Here is a 16,715-nt window from a genome sequence, read left to right as displayed (position 1 = left end):
TTGTATAACTAATTAATAACAACTATTAATATTTATGAAAAAGCTTTTTTTGTTTTTATGTGTACTGGGGTTAGCTAGCTGCTATTATGATAATGAGGAAGAATTATATCCGTCGACTGGTGTAGGAGGTGGATGTGATACAACCAACGTAGGCTATGCCGCTGTAATACAGCCGATATTTAATCAATATTGTGCGGTTTCAGGTTGTCACGATAAAACAACAAGGTCTTCCAATTATGATTTTTCGTCTTATTCAGGTGCAATGACATCTGTAAATAATAATAGACTGTTAGGGACTATTATGCATCAGGCAGGCTTTTCTCAAATGCCTCAAGGGATGTCTAAACTAGACGACTGCACTATAGCGAAGATAAAGGCTTGGGTAAATGCAGGAGCCAAGAATGACTAAATAAAAAACTACACAAATGAAAAAACTACTATTAATAACAATAATGGCATTGGGAGTTAATACTCTTTATGCGCAGAAGTATATGACACGTACCGGGAAAATTTCTTTCTTCTCAGGTACACCTATAGAGAATATTGAAGCTTTCAATAACGAAGTGGCTAGCATTCTTAATGCCGAAAATGGTGAGTTTGTTTTTCAGCTGGCTATAAAGAGTTTTAAATTTGAGAACGCACTGATGCAGGAGCACTTTAACGAAAGCTATATGGAGAGTGATAAATATCCTAAGGCGTTATACAAGGGCACTGTTTCTGATATTCAGAATGTCAACTTCGATAAGGATGGAAAGTATGAGGTGCATACCGTTGGGAAAATGACCATACATGGTGTTACTAAAGATGTGCGTGTGCCTGCAACTATAACAGTGAAGGGTAGTGAGGTGACAACCGAAGCAAAGTTCAATGTAGCTACAGAAGATTATGAAATAAAAATACCTGGCATAGCTAAAAACAAAATTGCTAAGGAAATAGAAGTTACCGTAAATAGTATTCACAAGAAAAAGTAATAGATCAATACAACAACCACATTTTACATTATGCGAATAGTTTATTCTATATTACTAACAGCTCTTACATGGTCATTTGCTGCTACTACTGCAGTTGCGCAAATACCTGTTAAAACAGAGACAGAAAAAGAAAGCAGCGATAGTGATGATCTGATGGCAATGCTGGATGAAGGCGCTGTGAAAAAGAAAAGGTATACAACCTCAACGTTCAAAACTACAAGACTGGTAAATGGTCATAGTATAGAGAACACGAGTAAAGGGGTTTTAGACTTTAGAGTATCACACCGCTTCGGGCAGATCAATGGAGGGGCTAGTACCTTCTTTGGTTTGGATAATGCCAACACAAGAATAGGTTTTGATTATGGTGTTACCGATTGGTTGACTGTAGGTTTTGGTCGTAATACTTACCATAAGGAATACGATGGTTTTGTAAAGGTGAAGCTACTACGTCAGGTAGATGGTAAGGGTATGCCTGTAAGCCTTAGCTATGTAGGGGCTACATCTATTCAGTCTTTACCAAAGCCAACTTTGCCTGCCGGGCAAGAATACCACTTCAGTAATAGAATGTACTTTGCTAACCAAATATTGGTGGCTAGGAAGTTGAGCAAATCAATATCGGTACAGCTAATGCCAACACATATACACTACAACCTAGTGCCAACAAAGGCTGACCCGAATGATGTAGTAGCTATAGGTGGTGGTGGTCGCCTAAAGGTGTCCAACCGTATTGCACTTAACGTGGAGTACTACTATACCATTCCTAGCTTACAACTAAGCGGCATGCGCAATTCTTTAGGTGTGGGTATAGATATAGAAACCGGTGGTCACGTATTCCAGCTGATGTTCTCTAACGCTATTGCAATGACAGAGCGTGCTTTCATTGGTCAAGCAATTAACGATTGGGGTAATGGTGGTATCCATTTCGGATTTAATATTTCAAGAGTATTCACAATAGTAAGACCAAAGGGATTTGAAGATTCCCGCAATAAAATTTGGTAACTTTGTATTGGGTGTATTAATTTTCATAAGGTGTAAACCTTGAAAGGGCTGTAGCTATTAGCTATGGCCCTTATTTTATGCCTTTGTTTTTCTTATATACTCAATCAATAAATAACAATTTTTAGTCGTATTATTGTGTAATTGACTTTTCGTCTTGTCGTTAACGAGCTATTAACAAATGGGTGTTTAATTGTATATTGCACTGATAGGCAAAATGCTATGTTGCAATACAAGGAATTTGAAAAAGCGATAAAGTCGGCTACAGGGGATGCGTTTCAGCGTTGGATGCATCTGTTGCCCGCCATACCTATGCAGCAGCGCTATCGCTACATTGTAACCATAGAGGCAGGTTTTGATATGCCTACTGCTTTCGATTACGTAATGGTGAGCCAAACTATCCCCGATGAGGAATATCTGCTCTTTCTTGACGACGCTGTAGAAAAGAAAAACAAAGAAGAGGGTAAAGCCGAATAGTTTACAGTTTCATAATCTTTTTACGTTGATCTATTCCCAACTGTTCGTTGTACAGGTTGATGATGTACAGCCCGCTAGGTAGCTCTTGTAGGTCTATCGTTTCTTTGGTCGTCTTACTTGTTTTGGTAGCCACTATTTTGCCAGTACTATTATACACAATTATGTGCGTTCCTATAGGCGCTTCTATAGTTGTTTTATCTATTGTAGGGTTGGGATAGATGTCGGTCCCAACTTTCGTATTTGTAGTAGGAATACTTGTTGGTGTACCATATTCATGAGTATAGACACATGGTGTATCAACACCATAAAAAAGACCTGGTGCCGAATGGCATCGAAACCTAGTTCCTCCCCTGAAAAAATGGTTGTAATAAAATAGCCCTTTGTCGCTGCCAATGCCTTCAGTTACTATAGCGGAATCTTTATAGTCAAGCGTGCCACTATCATACCCAAAGGCTACAAACCGTTTTCTTGTTTTGCCACCTAATGTTACTGTGTCTATATGGTCTATAATATAGTGAGTAGCATGATTATTAGGAGGCCATGGGTTATCTACATAAACAAAAGCAGGTAATGTGTCGCCTGCTACAAGGTTAAAGTCATAAATTACTCTTTCAACAGTATCCCAAGATTGAGAATACCTAATTGCATAAATCTTTTTATTGTCTTCCCTTATTGCACCATAAGGGAGGTCTGGGTAGTAAGATATACTTGATATAGGTGTATCGTTATTTGAGCTAGGTAAGTAAAAAAGAGAGCGTGCACTCCTGTGAAATAATACTTTATACTGGGTTCCCTTAATCGTAGTATCCTTATTTTTAATAATAATATGTCTATTGCTTTTCCAAAAAGGGCCACTAGTATATTGTCCCCATGAGTAATAAGTCCATATAGCACTGTCTACAGGAAAGGGATGATAAGTATACTGTGCTTGACTGTTGATAGCAAAAGTTAAAAGTAGTAAGGCTAATAAGTGTTTCATAAGGAAGTTTTTACAGCTTCATTAATTTCTTACGTTGGTCTATTCCCAACTGTTCATTGTGCAGGTTGATGATGTAGAGCCCGTTAGGTAGCTCTTGTAGGTCTATAGTTTCTTTAGTTGTTTTACTTGTTTTGGTAGCCACTATTTTGCCAGTACTATTATACACAATTATGTGTGTGCTTACAGGCGTTTCTATAGTTATTTTATCTATTGTAGGGTTGGGGTAGATGTTGATAGTCTGTGTTGTCAACTCATTTATGCCAACAGGTGTACCGTAAGGATGTATGTAGAAACATTTATAAAAAGTGTCATGGTGGTATGTATAGTTACCATTATTTAGACAGACAAAATACTTGAAAAGGTGATGGTAAAAATTGAGGTCAGTTAGTAGACCTCCCATACTGCCAATACCTTCAATCATACCTACGTTTATTTGTTTGTTTGTTGCAGTGTCATTTGCATTGTAAATATGGAAACGCTTTCTCATTTTTCCATTAATAGTTACCGTATCAACTTTTTTTATTACATATTTTCTATAGTAGGCATTAGCTGAAAAGGAAGTGTCGTGAGTAGTTATTGGTATGGTGTCGCCTTCTATTTGATTGAAGTTATAAATTGCTCTTTCAAATGAATCACTGTATGTAGTGGAATAGCTTTGATGGAAAAAGTTTCGATAGTATATAATGCGGTTGGAAGTATCTTCTCTTATGCCTCCAATACATACATCTGTTTTTCTGGCAATATCAATGAGATTATTATAATTATGGATTTTAGGAAAATATGAGTCTCTATGATATACTTTGTAATATTTTATGCCATTCGCTATGGTATCATCACCATTAGTAATTAAGTGATAGCTATAAATATTAGTGCTAAACCTAGGCCAGTCATCCACAGCTTTACAGCTCCATATACCATTGTCAAAAGGCATGGGATTATAACTATATTGCGCTTGACTGTTGGTAGCTAAGAGAAATAAGAGTATAGTTAACAGGTTTTTCATAGGGTGGTGGCTTTCTATAAATCTACAAATAATAACTATCGTCTGTTGTCATGGAAGGGTAAAACGCTATTGGGTTTTTAGTTCGCTCAGCTGCTCTATGGGGAGTAGCCGAGAGTCTGCCAATGCTGCGGTTCTGTGTCCTGCACCTTTCAGGTATTCAGGGTCTTGTGCAAAGGCCATAAAGCGTTCTACACTGGCGTGTTTTACCAGCATTACTGCATCCCAGTGCTCATCTGTAGGGCCTATCACAAAATCGCCACCCTTGCCCCAGAATAGTACTTCGCTGCCAGCTTCTTTTAAGAAGGGGAGTGTATGGTCTATATAGAGTTGGTAGGCTTCAGCACCGCTTATAGTTCTGTAAGGAGCTATATCGGGTACAGTGCTATAGTCGGCAATGTCTTTATATTTCAGCAGGTTCAGCATCACGACAGGGCCTTTTATTTGTCGCATGAAAAATGCTTTGCCTTGCTCTTGTGTTACGTCCAAATAGGTTGTTTTCATTTAGTTGTATTTGTTTGGTATAAAGAAAACGCCCCGCTAAAAAAGCGAGGCGTTACAATATTAAGAACTTTGTAAGACTTAAGCGTTCACCATAGTGTCTAGTACACTATTCATTTTACGAACTGCCTCTGCAGATGCGTCAAATTTAGCTTGCTCGTCTTCAGTTAGGTTATAATCGATGATCTTCTCCCAACCTGTTTTACCTACTACTACTGGTACGCCAAGGCAAATGTCTTTTTGACCATACTCGCCATCAAGCGCTACACAACAAGGGAATATCTTCTTCTCGTCGCGGATGATAGCTTCTACCAATGCAGCTCCCGCAGCACCCGGTGCATACCAAGCAGAAGTACCTAATAGTTTAGTTAAAGTAGCACCACCTACCATAGTGTCAGCAGCTATTTGCTCTAGTTGCTCAGCAGTAAGGTATTTAGATACAGGAACACCAGCTAGTGTAGCCAGGCGAGTAAGCGGTATCATAGTAGTATCACCATGACCACCGATAACAGTACCCTGTAGGTCGTTTGGAGAGCACTCTAGAGCACCCACAAGATTACGCTTGAAACGTGCGCTATCTAAGATACCACCCATACCTATGATGCGGTTCTTAGGAAGACCAGTAGCTTTAAGTGCTAGGTAAGTCATTGTATCCATTGGGTTAGAGATAACAATGATGATGGTATTTGGAGAATGTTCTAATAAGTTTTTAGCAACCGTTTCAACGATCTTAGCATTAGTACCGATAAGCTCTTCACGAGTCATACCCGGCTTACGAGGGATACCTGAAGTGATCACACACACATCAGATCCTGCAGTTTTAGTGTAGTCATTAGTACTACCGATAACACGAGTATCAAAGCCTAATAACGAAGCTGTTTGTGAAATGTCAAGGGCTTTACCTTCAGCATAGCCTTCTTTAATATCTACTAATACTAGTTCTTCAACCAGCTCTTTACGGGCAATATTGTCAGCACATGTTGCGCCTACTGCACCTGCACCTACTACGGTTACTTTCATTTCTGAATAGTTTATTATCTAATGAAATAATTTAAAAAATCGGTGCAAAGATATACAATAAGCAGATGTGAGAAAAATGGAATCTCTTTTATTCTGCCAAATATTATTTAAAAATGTTATAATTGGCATAATATTTTCTTATTTTTATAACGCGTCAACCGTTATACCCACAATATTCACTATTTAAACTTGACTTCTTATGATTAAGGGGAACATCAGTACAATTACGTATGTCGCTATGGCATTCGCATTTGCTATTCTAGCGGGAATTGGGTTGGCCACATTCATCTTAGCTTATTATTTGTTTACGCACTAGATAGTTTCGGCTTTTTGTTAAGGCATTTTGTTTTACTCCTTTTTTGGGGGTAGGAAGGTATTTGTATGTTTTCTGATAAAAGGGAAGAATGTAATTATATACTAAGGGCTACCCATTGGGTAGCCCTTAGTCATTGTGTATTTGAAAAAAGAAATTGATGAATAATTATTGTTGAGTAGCTGTATAGATAACCTCTGCCGTATAAGTACCTGCAGGGTAAGCAAAACCTGGTGTCGCTTTATAGCGGGTAAAGAAATAGCGGAAGTTGCCTTTCTTGCCATTGTTGATCAAAGGCTGGTCTACATTGCTTAGCGGTGCATAGTTGTTGTTGAACGTATTGGCAACAGTACCACCTGTACCGTTGTAGAAATTGGCTACGTTCAGTTTTGAGATTGGCATTACCGGTGCAGGGTTAGTAGATCCGCTATAGCTAAAGTTGGAAGCATTGGCCTTTACAGTTACATTATAATCTTTATTAGAACGAATGATAAGTATCTGATATCCAGAGGTCTTACCATTAGCATAGTCGTTTACATTGTTGAACGTCAATGTTTGAGTACCGCCATAATAGTTAGAATAGAACTTGATCTCGATAGCATTGCTTAGAGCTAGCTTTGCAGTTTGGTTGGCGCCGTTAGTAGCATTGTCAGCTTTAGCGGCAAGAGTAATAGAGAAAATTGCGATTGCGAATAAAATAATCTTTTTCATGTTTGACATTTTTTGTTTTTGTTTTATTTGATCGTGTTTTTGTTTGTTGACACAAAGTTGGGGCAAGAAGTACCTTCAACACGAAAAATGCCTTGTGCTTAACGCCCGTTTTGCAACTCGCTAACATCTGCTTTGTTAATAGTTAACCCCCGATTAACATGAAGGAATGAAATTGTTGTGTATAGGATGTTGAATATCGGTTCTACTTATATGTCATTGTTCTATAATTACTTATAGTGTTTTACATGCTGATAATTAAGATGTTTATAAGGGGGCTAGTATAGGAAAGTGAATATGATATATGTTTATATACAGCCATAAATCGCTTATCTACAGTTTCTTAACATATAAACAGGTAATAAACATAAACTAACAGGTAATGCACATATATATGTGTATTACCCAATCTGCTTTTTGTTTATATTGAGAAACAATGGAAATGAATGAAGCAGAAATAAGAGACCGTATTCTCAAAGAAATAGAGAAGACCCGTAAGCGCATTGAAGAATATAAGACCATGACACAACCGCAAGGGCCTGATGATGCCATCGGGCGCCTTTCTCGTATGGATGCCATCAATAACAAAAGTGTGATGGAAGCAGGGCAGCGAGAAGCTGAGGCCAAGCTACAAAAGCTGGAGTATGTGCTGGGTAATGTAGGCAAGCCAGACTTTGGCATTTGCAAACAATGTAATAACCCCATACCTGTAGGCAGAATCATACTGCGTCCTGAAAGTATCTACTGTGTAAATTGCGCCCGATAATTTTTATCTCTTCTAAAAAAACCAAGCAGCAAAACACTACGTATATGTGTGCATGGATATAACTACTACAATAAGGCAGCATACTAGTTTTGACCTTCATGCCACAAAGCAACACGTTAAGTTCTTAAGCATCAGCGCCTTATTGGTATTGTTGGCTTTTACCGCAGTACAGCTTATCACACAGCTGGATGGTTGGCTTTTTGGAGCTGTTTTAGCCCTGTTTTACTGGATGATACTTGTCAGTGCCTATTTTTTCACCGTATTGATGTGCTACATGTTTAGAAACAAGCTGGTAATCAATGCAGATGTATTCATGAAAGTAGCTTTAAGCATATCGCTGCTAGCCACCATCATGGTGTCAATATATGTAACACTGGATATATTGGTAGGCCTTACACCTTATCCGCCACCACATGGTATGTAGGGTCTTCAATGATATTCACATCAATCACTTCCTCTGCCTTAGCTAGTAGTTGACGACAGTCTGGACTCAAGTGTTTCAGGTGCAGCTTTTTGCCCGCTTGTAGGTAACGTTCAGTTATTTTGTTCAGTGCTTCTATGCCAGACATGTCTGTTACTCTACTTTCTGCAAAGTCTATTATCACTTCCTCAGGGTCGTTGGCTATATCAAATTTCTCGTTGAAGGCAGAAACTGAACCAAAGAACAATGGCCCGAATATTTCGTAGTGTTTTACACCATTATCATCTACATATTTACGAGCACGGATGCGTTTGGCATTCTCCCAAGCAAATACTAATGCAGAGATGACCACGCCTATCAATACCGCCAATGCTAGGTTGTGTAAGAATACAGTAATAAGTGATACCAATATCATCACAATGACATCGTGCAACGGCATTTTGCCAAAGGTCTTAAAGCTGGCCCACTCGAAGGTACCTATAGAGACCATTATCATTACACCCGTAAGTGCTGCCATCGGTAGTTTTTCAATTAATGGTGCACCAAACATGATAAAGACCAAAAGCATAACTGCAGCAACGATACCTGATAAGCGCGCGCGAGCACCTGAAGAGATATTGATCAAGCTCTGACCGATCATAGCACAACCGCCCATGCCCGAGAAGAAACCACTCAACGTATTGGCCATACCTTGTGCCACGGCTTCTTTATTACCACGACCACGGGTTTGTGTTATCTCATCTATTAAGTTCAAGGTAAGCAGGCTTTCTATCAAGCCCACACCTGCTACTATTAGTGCATAAGGGAATACGATCTGCAAGGTCTCCCAAGTGAAGGGCACATCCGCTATATGGAACGGAGGAAAACCACCGTCAATAGAAGCAATATCGCCAACTGTTTTGGTTTCGATACCAAAACCAAGTGTGATGGCAGAGATAACCAATATAGCTGCCAGCGACGAAGGGAATGCTTTAGTGATCTTAGGTAATCCCCAGATGATAAGCATGGTCAAGAATACCAAACCCAGCATCATATATAGTTGACTGCCCGTCATCCAATGCAGCACACCGTTAGCATCTTCTGTTTTGAACTGTACCAACTGCGCCATAAATATCACAATAGCCAATCCATTCACGAAGCCGAACATTACAGGGTGGGGCACCAGCCTGATGAATTTACCCAACTTTAAGAAGCCTACCAGCATTTGTATCAATCCTGCCAATACCACAGCCGCAAATACATATTCCACACCATGCCTAGCTGCTAGGGTTACGATAACCACAGCCACAGCTCCTGTTGCTCCCGATATCATACCCGGGCGACCGCCAAATATAGCCGTTACGATACCCATCATAAAAGCAGCATACAAACCTGTAAGCGGTGATAAGCCTGCAATGATAGCAAAAGCCACAGCTTCTGGCACCAATGCAAGAGCTACGGTAAGGCCAGATAAGACTTCATTTTTGTAGTCTACTTTTTGCTTAAGGTCGAATAATTTAAAGTACTGCTTCATTAGAATGAGATTGGGCGGAACAGACCGCTATGAAGCGCGCAAAGGTAGGCAAAGGAACAGATAGAACAAAACTGTTATAAATAAGTATAGGTTAAGGCGATACCCTAAGTAAAGCCTTAACCTTTAGTTGTTTTGGATAGTAAAAATAAGAGGAGCTAATAATTAGCCGTGATTGTGCTCGCGTATTTTAGTATAAGTATACACCATACGGCCACCTACTACGCGCATATCTACCTCTACTAGTTCGCCTTTGAATGGATTGTTCTTTGCTACGTAAGTAAAGAACTTATTGTTCCAAAGTTTTCCTAAGCTGCGTTTGTTGTTTGTAGTTTTCATAATCTGTGTATTTTTTGTTTTTGCTGCTTGTTTGTTCGTTTGTTGATACAAATATGCAGCCTTATATAAGCACACAGAAATATATGGACGGGCTTAACTACAGCTTTAGAATTGGTTAACGAGCTATTAAGAAATAAGGAAGAACCTTATTTGGTAGCAATGACACACACAGAGTCCATCTGTAGCATTTGTCCCTGCCATTCAAAAGCAGGATCTTTTTGTTTGCATATGGCTACTTCACTAAACCCTGCATCTTTGAATAACTGTATGGCTTTGTCATCATCATAAAACGTAAAGCCATATTGCGCGAAGGGGAAATGCTCCATTTGGTCTTTATGTCTTATGCCTGTGTATATGCTACCGCCATCTTTGAGTACACGCAACGTTTCTTTGGCGCAAGCCAGTGGGTCTTCCCAAAAGTAAAGGGTATTGATATGGCATATCTTATCAAAATGACCGTCGGGGTAGGGTATGGCTGCAACACTACCAAGTTGTATGTCTACTATGCCTTTGTTTATGTTGCTGGCATGATAGTCTTTTGCTGCGGCTACCATGGTTTCCGAAAAGTCGATGCCTGCTAAGAAAAGGTCATTAGCTTTTGCTAATAGTAGATCCATTAGCTTGCCATTACCAAAACCTATTTCCAGCAGGCGATGCCCATCGGCAATTTGCATATTATCGTAAGTGAATTGAGTAATATGTATGTTAGACTCATTGAGATTATCGGCTACTACTTGCCCAAACTCACCGTGGGGTTGGCGTAGTTGTGCTGCTAGGTCTTTGGGGTCTATTTGTTGGCCTGTTGTTTCTTTAGAGCTGTCCTTTGGCATAGCTATTGGTTTAGCTACCAAATATAAAGACAATATTTATTGCTGAGTGGCAGTGAAGATAACATTGGTAGTGTACACACCCGAAGCTGCAGTAATACCGGGAGTGGCCTTGTACTTTACAGAAAAGGTTTGATTGCCTCCGGGGCTACAATTGGTGAGTAGTGTAGTTGGGGTAAACAAGTTGAAGTTTTTCCAAATACCGGTTTGTCCTACTACTTGCCCTCCGTTGGCTTGTGTACAGGTGATCTTTAGTACCGATGCAACAGATAGGATGTTATTGAAAATAGAGCTACCTGTGTAAGAAAACTTAGAAGAAGGAGCACTAACCGTAATATCAAAATGCTTATTAGATTGTACTACTAAATGTTGCACATCAGACTCTACACCATTTACCAAATCGTTCAAAGAAGAGAACTCCATATTAGATATACCACCACTACCTTCAACAAAGGTGAGCTCTATAGCATTGCTCAATGCCAGCTTTGCTGATTGTGCTGCTGCGCTATTTACAGTGGTTTGGGCCTGTACGCCCACAGCACTTATTAATAATAGTGTTATGAAATATATCCTCTTCATTTGTTTGTTGCTGCACAAGGCAGGTGTTTGATGCAACAAATATGCACCCTGAACAACAACATAAGAAACTAAAAACAGCTGTTAACCTCTGATTAACAACAGGAGGGATATTATTGCCATTTTCTACCCTTTATGTCCTTGCCATTCTGATGCAATACCATATGGGTGATTTTCCCTTTTTCATTTCGTACAAAGGATATTTCAGCTTCCACCTCTTCTATAAAGAAATGATCTTTCTTGTAGTTTAGTATTCTAAAAGGTATCTGCTTGGTAGCTTGTGCCCATAGGCTTCCTGTTTGAGAGTAGATGAGTACGTCAAAGTTTTCTGCCAGTGCATATCTGCCTTCATACTCTGCCAGCTCTTCTTGCTTCATCTTTATCTCTATCTTACGAGCACGTTTGTCGTATGGCTTATTGTAGAGTATAGAAGCTATAGTAGTGCTCAGGTCGGCAACATTATCCTGCATGTCGTTGCACAGTAGTATGATAACAGACTTATCTTCGGGTACTAAGCGGAATTCGGCAATAAAACCATGAATACCACCATTGTGCCCTATCATTTTTTTGTCTACACCACTTTCGCTACTGTCTTTGATCACCCATCCGTAGCCATAGTTCTTTTTGTATTTGGTAAGGGCTTTTTCCCAAAGCGTTTTACTCAATAGTTTTTGATCTAATATAGCCTGTGCCCATTTGTATAGGTCGCCCGTAGTGGTGTATATGGCACCTGCTGCGTAAGAAAAAGAAGAGTCAACAGGTGGTGATGGGGTCAACCTTCCCGGGCGCATGACTAAGTAGCCCTGTGCTTTGTCCCAGCTAGGGAAGTTAGCAAAATTAAAACCCGTATGCTTCATGCCCAGTGGTTCAAATATTCGCTCTCTTACTACTTCGTAATAAGTTTTGCCTGTAGCTTCTTCTATGATATAACCCAGAAGCATATAGTTAGAGTTGCTATAGGCATGCATACTACCTGGCGTAAATGCTAAAGGCACGTCTTTAAAATAACCCATCATGTCTTTGCGCTCTATGTGTTGCATAAAGGCATACTGCATCAACGCATCATTTTCTGTATAGTTATATATACCTGAAGTATGGGTAAGCAGGTGCTCTATAGTAATAGAATCTCCTTTGGGATAGTCTGGGAAGTATTTGGATATTTTATCGCTGACATGCAGTAAGCTATCTTGCTGTAGCAATAATACTGTAGTAGCGGTAAAGGTCTTTGTAATAGAACCTATTTGGAAATAAGTATTCTCGTCGCAGCTATCGTTACGGTCTACTATGCTGTAGCCATAGCCTTTGTTCAATATTACTTTGCCTTTGTCAGCAATGAGTACCGAGCCACTAAACTTGTATTGCGATGCCAGTTGGGTAATTACTGTATCTATTTTTTTAGCTGTAGGTGTCTTCTGTGCTTTGGCATTCAGCCCCAATACAATAAATATACCTGCAAGTAATATTGATGCTTTTCTCATATTGCTTTATACGTGTCTGCTCTTGTTCGTGTTTTAGACGGTAGGCTACTATGCATGGTTTGGAGACAAACTGTTAAAATCTACGCTATACTAGCCTGATAACAAATATAAGCAACATCTACGAGGGGGGATAGATAACAATGTATAACATAATGCAAAAAGAGCCCCTGGATAAAGGCCCTTTTGTAAGGATGAATTTAAATACCCATTCGTTATTCTCCTTATTTCTCTATATGCGTCAACAGTTAGTTAATACTGTTCTACAGTTTCATTGATATAATGAGACCATATGGTACAAATGTTAATGTATAATGTGTGTAAGCAAAATATTTTGTGCTTGTTAACGCTTGGTTAACAAAAAAAAGAGCGGCTACTCTCGCAAAGTGCCGCTCTGTATAAGGATGAAAAAGATCCGAAAGGATTGATTCTCCTTATCTATTCTATATGTGCCAGCCAAAGGCTGTCTCTTCGCACTGTGTTATCCTGAGATAACACCATTTTCAAAAGCAGTAGGGACTGTTTGTTTGCTGCTATGATGTAAAGGTGGGGCAATAAATGGCTGCTGCAAAACATTTTTGTTCTCTTAACAGCCTGTTAGCAAGTGGTTTGCAAGCGGTTAACAAAAAAGCCCTGCAATAGTGCAGGGCTCTGATTATAAAGAAATTCTAGATTAATCGCAGAATGGGTACATTGGGCAATGTGTAGCCAATGTTCTTTCTAGTGAAGACATGGTAATTTCGGTTGAAAAGGTATTGATAACCATTTGCCCGTTCTTTTGATAAAGCTTAGGGCTAGGTTCTGTATTGCTTTCCAGTGTTTTCATTAATTCCATGAAATTCTTCTTAGCAGTTCTGTAGTTGTCAGGAGTTGGGTTTCTGTTGTAAGCATCGCCTGCCATTTCTATCATCTCCATTACTTTGTCAGTAACTACAGCATATATAATGTGCTTTTCTTTCATAGGGGCAAAGCGCTCAGTCATGATCTTTTTAAGATTATAAGCGTTTTGGTCACTATTGCTATCGTCAACTTGAGCTTGTGTATTTAGGCTGCAAGAAAGAACAAGAATAAAAAGGGGTAGTGCTTTTTTAAGAGTCAATTTCATCACATTAGTTATTTTATGCGTTTAAAGATAACTTTCTTGACGGATTTTTAGAATATTTCCAGCACGTTTTTTCTCTGTTTTTGCTGATTTTTAATTGTTATCCGCCCGTTAAACCGTATATGACTACTAAAGTTAGGGATATGTAGTAACTTAATAGGAACGACATTTGTATTCGTAAACTTATAGCACTATGCAGCCGTTAGCAGTAGGAATACTAGAAGATAATGAAAGCCTTAGGAAGAATATCGCCAGCTTTTTAGACATAACTAAGGAGTATTTCGTGGTATTTTCCACTGCTTCCTTGCAAGATGCTCTGCAAGCAGAATGCCCGCCCGATTTTGTACTTCTAGACATACATCTTGAAGAGGTCAATGGTTTAGATCTTATCCATAAGATATTAGATCAGTATCCGAATACAACCATTATTATAATGACCGGAGATAAGGAGGAGAACTTTATTGTAAAAGCATTGGAAAAAGGGGCTAAAGGTTATTTGTACAAACCCTTTGCATTGTCTGATCTGAAAAATACGTTACAAACAGTAAGGGAAAAGGGGAGCTTTCTGGATGCAGACACCACTACCAAGCTTATGAAAGCTATGAGTAACAGAAGTAATACCTCCAACCTTAAAACAGAGTATCAGCTTACTGACAGGGAAATGGATATTATACTATTGATGAAGGAAGGGCATTCTTACAAAGCCATAGGGGAGAAGTTGAATATATCTTTCCATACGGTAAACCATCATTTGAAAAATGCTTATCAAAAACTAAATGTGAAATCACGTTTAGAGTTGTTGGCCACATACATGTTTTAGCATTAGTGTTTATAAAAAGAGAACGATAGGCAATGAGTCTTATTGATAATATACAACAGGTATTGGATGCGCTGAATTTGGGTGTGCTCTTAGAAGATGCAGAGCGCAGCATTGTGTATACCAATAAAATGTTTTTGGACATATTTGATATGCCAGGAGACCCATCTATACTGGTAGGGGTCAACTGTACTGACGCCGCTCAACAGGCCAAAGAGTTTTTTACCGATCCTGAACAGTTTTTAGTAGACACTGTAGAGATACCGTTAAAGCAAGAGCCCAATGAAGGAACGGTAGAAACTAAAAATGGTAAGTTCTTTAAAAGGAAATATACCTGTATCAAAGAAGGGGAAGAAGTCAGATATCATTTGTGGACCTATGAGGATGTGACAGAATTGGTCGTTCACCAAAAAAGGCTGGAAGATCAACGCGCTTTTTTTCAAAAAATACTCAATGAAATACCTGCTGACATTGCCATATTTACGCCCGAGCATAAATATCTATTCGTCAATAAAACAGGGATAAAGAACGAAGAGATACGAACATGGATAATAGGGAAAGACGACTATGAATACGTAGCCTACAGAGGTGTGCCTACAGCTATTGCTGATGAGCGAAGAAAGCGGTTTGACTTAGTAAAAGAAAGTGGAAATATTCAGTCTTGGGTGGATGAGCTGACCAAGCCCGATGGTACAAAGGATTATGTGTTACGCATTTTCTACCCTTATATGAATAAGGAGAACGAGCTAGAACTAATGATTGGTTATGGTGTGAACATAAGCGATCAGAAGAAAAAGGAGCTAGAGCTGGCACACGAAAAGGAAAAGTATTCCTCTTTAGTGTCTTCTCTTAAAGATGGTGTTTTTCAGTGCAAGTTGGATGGTTCCATTATCATGGGTAATGATGCAGTGCTGAACATTATCGATAAAATAACACCCGAGAAAGGGGAAGGGCAAAGAAATATATTCGATATAGTGCAACCCGAGGATCTGGAGAAGCTTCTAGAACGTGCCAACTTGCTGAAACAAACAGGCACGCCACAAAGAGGGGTTGTGAAGCTAAAGCCTGATGTGGATGGTCATGTGCGCTATGTAGATACTTATGTTTGGCTTAGTCAGGACGAGGTGCATAATGTAATTTTTACAGGTCGTATATCTGATATTACCGAGCAGGTGTTGAAGAAGATACAAATGGAGGAGATGATAGCAAGAGAGAAGGAACTAAATAGCCTTAAGAATAATTTTATTCATATCACTTCTCATGAGTTGCGTACGCCATTGTCTGTCATCTTATCATCGGCAGAGATATTGGAGATGGCCGCTGCTATGGATAAGAACGATCTGCCGGAGGATATTGATGCGGCACAGTTTACCGATAGTATTGTAAAAGAAGTGAACCGCATAACAGAGATACTTGATGAGATGTTGATGGTGGGGCGTATAGAAAAAGGAACATTGAAGTTCAAACCTGAGAAGACGGATATGCAACATTATTTGGAGACCTTGTCGCATGAGTTGTATCAACCTTATCACGACGGACGAAATCTTAATATACACATAGACACAAAAGATCTAGCGGCAAATATAGATATGCGCTTAATGAGACATGCTGTGTGCAATTTGGTCAACAACGCTTTTAAGTATAGTGCAGGTAAGGAGGTGCCAACAGTAAGGCTGTATCGTCGAGATGGGCATATGTGTATAGAAGTGAAAGATAAGGGCATAGGTGTGCCGCAGGAAGAAATGGATATGCTCTTTAATTCATTCTTCAGAGCTTCTAATGTGGGCAATATATCAGGTAATGGTATTGGGCTTATGGTAGTAGACCATGTAGTGAAAATGCATAACGGGACAGTAGAAGTGAATAACAATGAAGGGGAAGGAATAACCTTTACAATAGTAGTACCTGAATAATACA

Annotated in this window: 19 protein-coding genes; 8 read left to right on the top strand and 11 right to left on the bottom strand. The window is 39.3% G+C overall.

The annotated features are described in order from the left end of the window. The first annotated feature begins 34 nt into the window (after positions 1–34). The 4 genes from R2800_07815 (at position 35) to R2800_07800 (ending at position 2,444) form a co-directional block, all read left to right on the top strand. The gene (locus tag R2800_07815) at positions 35–409 is read left to right on the top strand and encodes a hypothetical protein (protein MEZ5016944.1); all 375 of its coding nucleotides are present in this window, start codon (positions 35–37) and stop codon (positions 407–409) included. Positions 410–425: 16 nt separating this feature from the next. Continuing rightward, the gene (locus tag R2800_07810) at positions 426–971 is read left to right on the top strand and encodes a YceI family protein (protein MEZ5016943.1); all 546 of its coding nucleotides are present in this window, start codon (positions 426–428) and stop codon (positions 969–971) included. Positions 972–1,001: 30 nt separating this feature from the next. Further along, positions 1,002–1,970, top strand: a complete 969-nt coding sequence (locus R2800_07805; GenBank protein ID MEZ5016942.1) for a DUF5777 family beta-barrel protein — start codon at positions 1,002–1,004, stop codon at positions 1,968–1,970. Between the two features lie 219 nt (positions 1,971–2,189). Further along, positions 2,190–2,444 carry a hypothetical protein gene (locus tag R2800_07800; GenBank protein MEZ5016941.1) on the top strand — a complete coding sequence of 85 codons (255 nt, stop codon included), beginning with the start codon at positions 2,190–2,192 and terminating at the stop codon, positions 2,442–2,444. 1 nt (position 2,445) lies between these two features. Here the strand turns inward: R2800_07800 and R2800_07795 are convergent, their stop codons facing one another. The 5 genes from R2800_07795 to R2800_07775 form a co-directional block, all read right to left on the bottom strand. Then, positions 2,446–3,423 (bottom strand): T9SS type A sorting domain-containing protein, encoded by a 978-nt coding sequence (locus R2800_07795; GenBank protein ID MEZ5016940.1) that lies wholly within the window; start codon positions 3,421–3,423, stop codon positions 2,446–2,448. 10 nt (positions 3,424–3,433) lie between these two features. After that, positions 3,434–4,426 (bottom strand): T9SS type A sorting domain-containing protein, encoded by a 993-nt coding sequence (locus R2800_07790; GenBank protein MEZ5016939.1) that lies wholly within the window; start codon positions 4,424–4,426, stop codon positions 3,434–3,436. Between the two features lie 66 nt (positions 4,427–4,492). After that, the gene (locus R2800_07785; GenBank protein MEZ5016938.1) at positions 4,493–4,927 is read right to left on the bottom strand and encodes a DUF1330 domain-containing protein; all 435 of its coding nucleotides are present in this window, start codon (positions 4,925–4,927) and stop codon (positions 4,493–4,495) included. 78 nt (positions 4,928–5,005) lie between these two features. Continuing rightward, a complete protein-coding gene (mdh, locus tag R2800_07780; GenBank protein ID MEZ5016937.1) occupies positions 5,006–5,944 on the bottom strand; it encodes a malate dehydrogenase in 939 nt (312 codons plus the stop codon). Between the two features lie 481 nt (positions 5,945–6,425). Then, on the bottom strand, positions 6,426–6,968 hold the full coding sequence (locus R2800_07775) for a hypothetical protein (protein MEZ5016936.1): 543 nt from the start codon (positions 6,966–6,968) through the stop codon (positions 6,426–6,428). 433 nt (positions 6,969–7,401) lie between these two features. Between R2800_07775 and R2800_07770 the strand changes: the two genes are divergently transcribed. Next, positions 7,402–7,731 carry a TraR/DksA C4-type zinc finger protein gene (locus tag R2800_07770; protein ID MEZ5016935.1) on the top strand — a complete coding sequence of 110 codons (330 nt, stop codon included), beginning with the start codon at positions 7,402–7,404 and terminating at the stop codon, positions 7,729–7,731. Positions 7,732–7,783: 52 nt separating this feature from the next. Continuing rightward, on the top strand, positions 7,784–8,155 hold the full coding sequence (locus tag R2800_07765; protein ID MEZ5016934.1) for a hypothetical protein: 372 nt from the start codon (positions 7,784–7,786) through the stop codon (positions 8,153–8,155). On the opposite strand, the gene R2800_07760 is transcribed toward R2800_07765, so the two are convergent. From R2800_07760 to R2800_07735, 6 genes are all read right to left on the bottom strand, one after another. Continuing rightward, on the bottom strand, positions 8,124–9,665 hold the full coding sequence (locus R2800_07760; protein ID MEZ5016933.1) for a SulP family inorganic anion transporter: 1,542 nt from the start codon (positions 9,663–9,665) through the stop codon (positions 8,124–8,126). The two genes, R2800_07765 and R2800_07760, sit on opposite strands and share 32 nt — an antisense overlap. A 162-nt stretch (positions 9,666–9,827) precedes the next feature. After that, complete coding sequence (locus R2800_07755) at positions 9,828–10,001, bottom strand: hypothetical protein (protein ID MEZ5016932.1); 174 nt, start codon at positions 9,999–10,001, stop codon at positions 9,828–9,830. A gap of 146 nt (positions 10,002–10,147) precedes the next feature. Further along, a complete protein-coding gene (locus R2800_07750) occupies positions 10,148–10,831 on the bottom strand; it encodes a class I SAM-dependent methyltransferase (GenBank protein ID MEZ5016931.1) in 684 nt (227 codons plus the stop codon). Positions 10,832–10,867: 36 nt separating this feature from the next. Beyond that, positions 10,868–11,407 (bottom strand): hypothetical protein, encoded by a 540-nt coding sequence (locus R2800_07745; protein MEZ5016930.1) that lies wholly within the window; start codon positions 11,405–11,407, stop codon positions 10,868–10,870. 110 nt (positions 11,408–11,517) lie between these two features. Then, positions 11,518–12,882, bottom strand: a complete 1,365-nt coding sequence (locus R2800_07740) for a serine hydrolase (GenBank protein ID MEZ5016929.1) — start codon at positions 12,880–12,882, stop codon at positions 11,518–11,520. A 670-nt stretch (positions 12,883–13,552) separates the two neighbouring features. Beyond that, entirely contained in the window at positions 13,553–13,984 is a 432-nt protein-coding gene (locus tag R2800_07735) for a hypothetical protein (GenBank protein ID MEZ5016928.1), read from the bottom strand. Positions 13,985–14,174: 190 nt separating this feature from the next. Between R2800_07735 and R2800_07730 the strand changes: the two genes are divergently transcribed. Further along, the gene (locus R2800_07730) at positions 14,175–14,801 is read left to right on the top strand and encodes a response regulator transcription factor (GenBank protein ID MEZ5016927.1); all 627 of its coding nucleotides are present in this window, start codon (positions 14,175–14,177) and stop codon (positions 14,799–14,801) included. 32 nt (positions 14,802–14,833) lie between these two features. Then, complete coding sequence (locus tag R2800_07725) at positions 14,834–16,711, top strand: ATP-binding protein (GenBank protein MEZ5016926.1); 1,878 nt, start codon at positions 14,834–14,836, stop codon at positions 16,709–16,711. The last annotated feature ends 4 nt before the right edge of the window (positions 16,712–16,715 follow it).

The sequence above is a fragment of the Flavipsychrobacter sp. genome (genome assembly GCA_041392855.1).
GTDB lineage: Bacteria > Bacteroidota > Bacteroidia > Chitinophagales > Chitinophagaceae > UBA5543.
Note: the sequence above shows the minus strand (reverse complement) of the source record. Positions and strands in the feature narration are given on the sequence as shown.

Excerpts from the sequence above, each read along its gene's own strand:
- R2800_07740 (MEZ5016929.1), bottom strand. The coding sequence starts at position 12,882 with ATGAGAAAAGCATCAATATTACTTGCAGGTATATTTATTGTATTGGGG.
- R2800_07805 (MEZ5016942.1), top strand. The coding sequence starts at position 1,002 with ATGCGAATAGTTTATTCTATATTACTAACAGCTCTTACATGGTCATTT.
- R2800_07815 (MEZ5016944.1), top strand. The coding sequence starts at position 35 with ATGAAAAAGCTTTTTTTGTTTTTATGTGTACTGGGGTTAGCTAGCTGC.
- R2800_07755 (MEZ5016932.1), bottom strand. The coding sequence starts at position 10,001 with ATGAAAACTACAAACAACAAACGCAGCTTAGGAAAACTTTGGAACAAT.
- R2800_07730 (MEZ5016927.1), top strand. The coding sequence starts at position 14,175 with ATGCAGCCGTTAGCAGTAGGAATACTAGAAGATAATGAAAGCCTTAGG.
- R2800_07770 (MEZ5016935.1), top strand. The coding sequence starts at position 7,402 with ATGGAAATGAATGAAGCAGAAATAAGAGACCGTATTCTCAAAGAAATA.
- R2800_07785 (MEZ5016938.1), bottom strand. The coding sequence starts at position 4,927 with ATGAAAACAACCTATTTGGACGTAACACAAGAGCAAGGCAAAGCATTT.
- R2800_07725 (MEZ5016926.1), top strand. The coding sequence starts at position 14,834 with ATGAGTCTTATTGATAATATACAACAGGTATTGGATGCGCTGAATTTG.
- R2800_07810 (MEZ5016943.1), top strand. The coding sequence starts at position 426 with ATGAAAAAACTACTATTAATAACAATAATGGCATTGGGAGTTAATACT.
- R2800_07760 (MEZ5016933.1), bottom strand. The coding sequence starts at position 9,665 with ATGAAGCAGTACTTTAAATTATTCGACCTTAAGCAAAAAGTAGACTAC.
- R2800_07765 (MEZ5016934.1), top strand. The coding sequence starts at position 7,784 with ATGGATATAACTACTACAATAAGGCAGCATACTAGTTTTGACCTTCAT.
- R2800_07800 (MEZ5016941.1), top strand. The coding sequence starts at position 2,190 with ATGTTGCAATACAAGGAATTTGAAAAAGCGATAAAGTCGGCTACAGGG.
- R2800_07795 (MEZ5016940.1), bottom strand. The coding sequence starts at position 3,423 with ATGAAACACTTATTAGCCTTACTACTTTTAACTTTTGCTATCAACAGT.
- R2800_07775 (MEZ5016936.1), bottom strand. The coding sequence starts at position 6,968 with ATGAAAAAGATTATTTTATTCGCAATCGCAATTTTCTCTATTACTCTT.
- mdh (MEZ5016937.1), bottom strand. The coding sequence starts at position 5,944 with ATGAAAGTAACCGTAGTAGGTGCAGGTGCAGTAGGCGCAACATGTGCT.
- R2800_07750 (MEZ5016931.1), bottom strand. The coding sequence starts at position 10,831 with ATGCCAAAGGACAGCTCTAAAGAAACAACAGGCCAACAAATAGACCCC.
- R2800_07790 (MEZ5016939.1), bottom strand. The coding sequence starts at position 4,426 with ATGAAAAACCTGTTAACTATACTCTTATTTCTCTTAGCTACCAACAGT.
- R2800_07735 (MEZ5016928.1), bottom strand. The coding sequence starts at position 13,984 with ATGAAATTGACTCTTAAAAAAGCACTACCCCTTTTTATTCTTGTTCTT.
- R2800_07745 (MEZ5016930.1), bottom strand. The coding sequence starts at position 11,407 with ATGAAGAGGATATATTTCATAACACTATTATTAATAAGTGCTGTGGGC.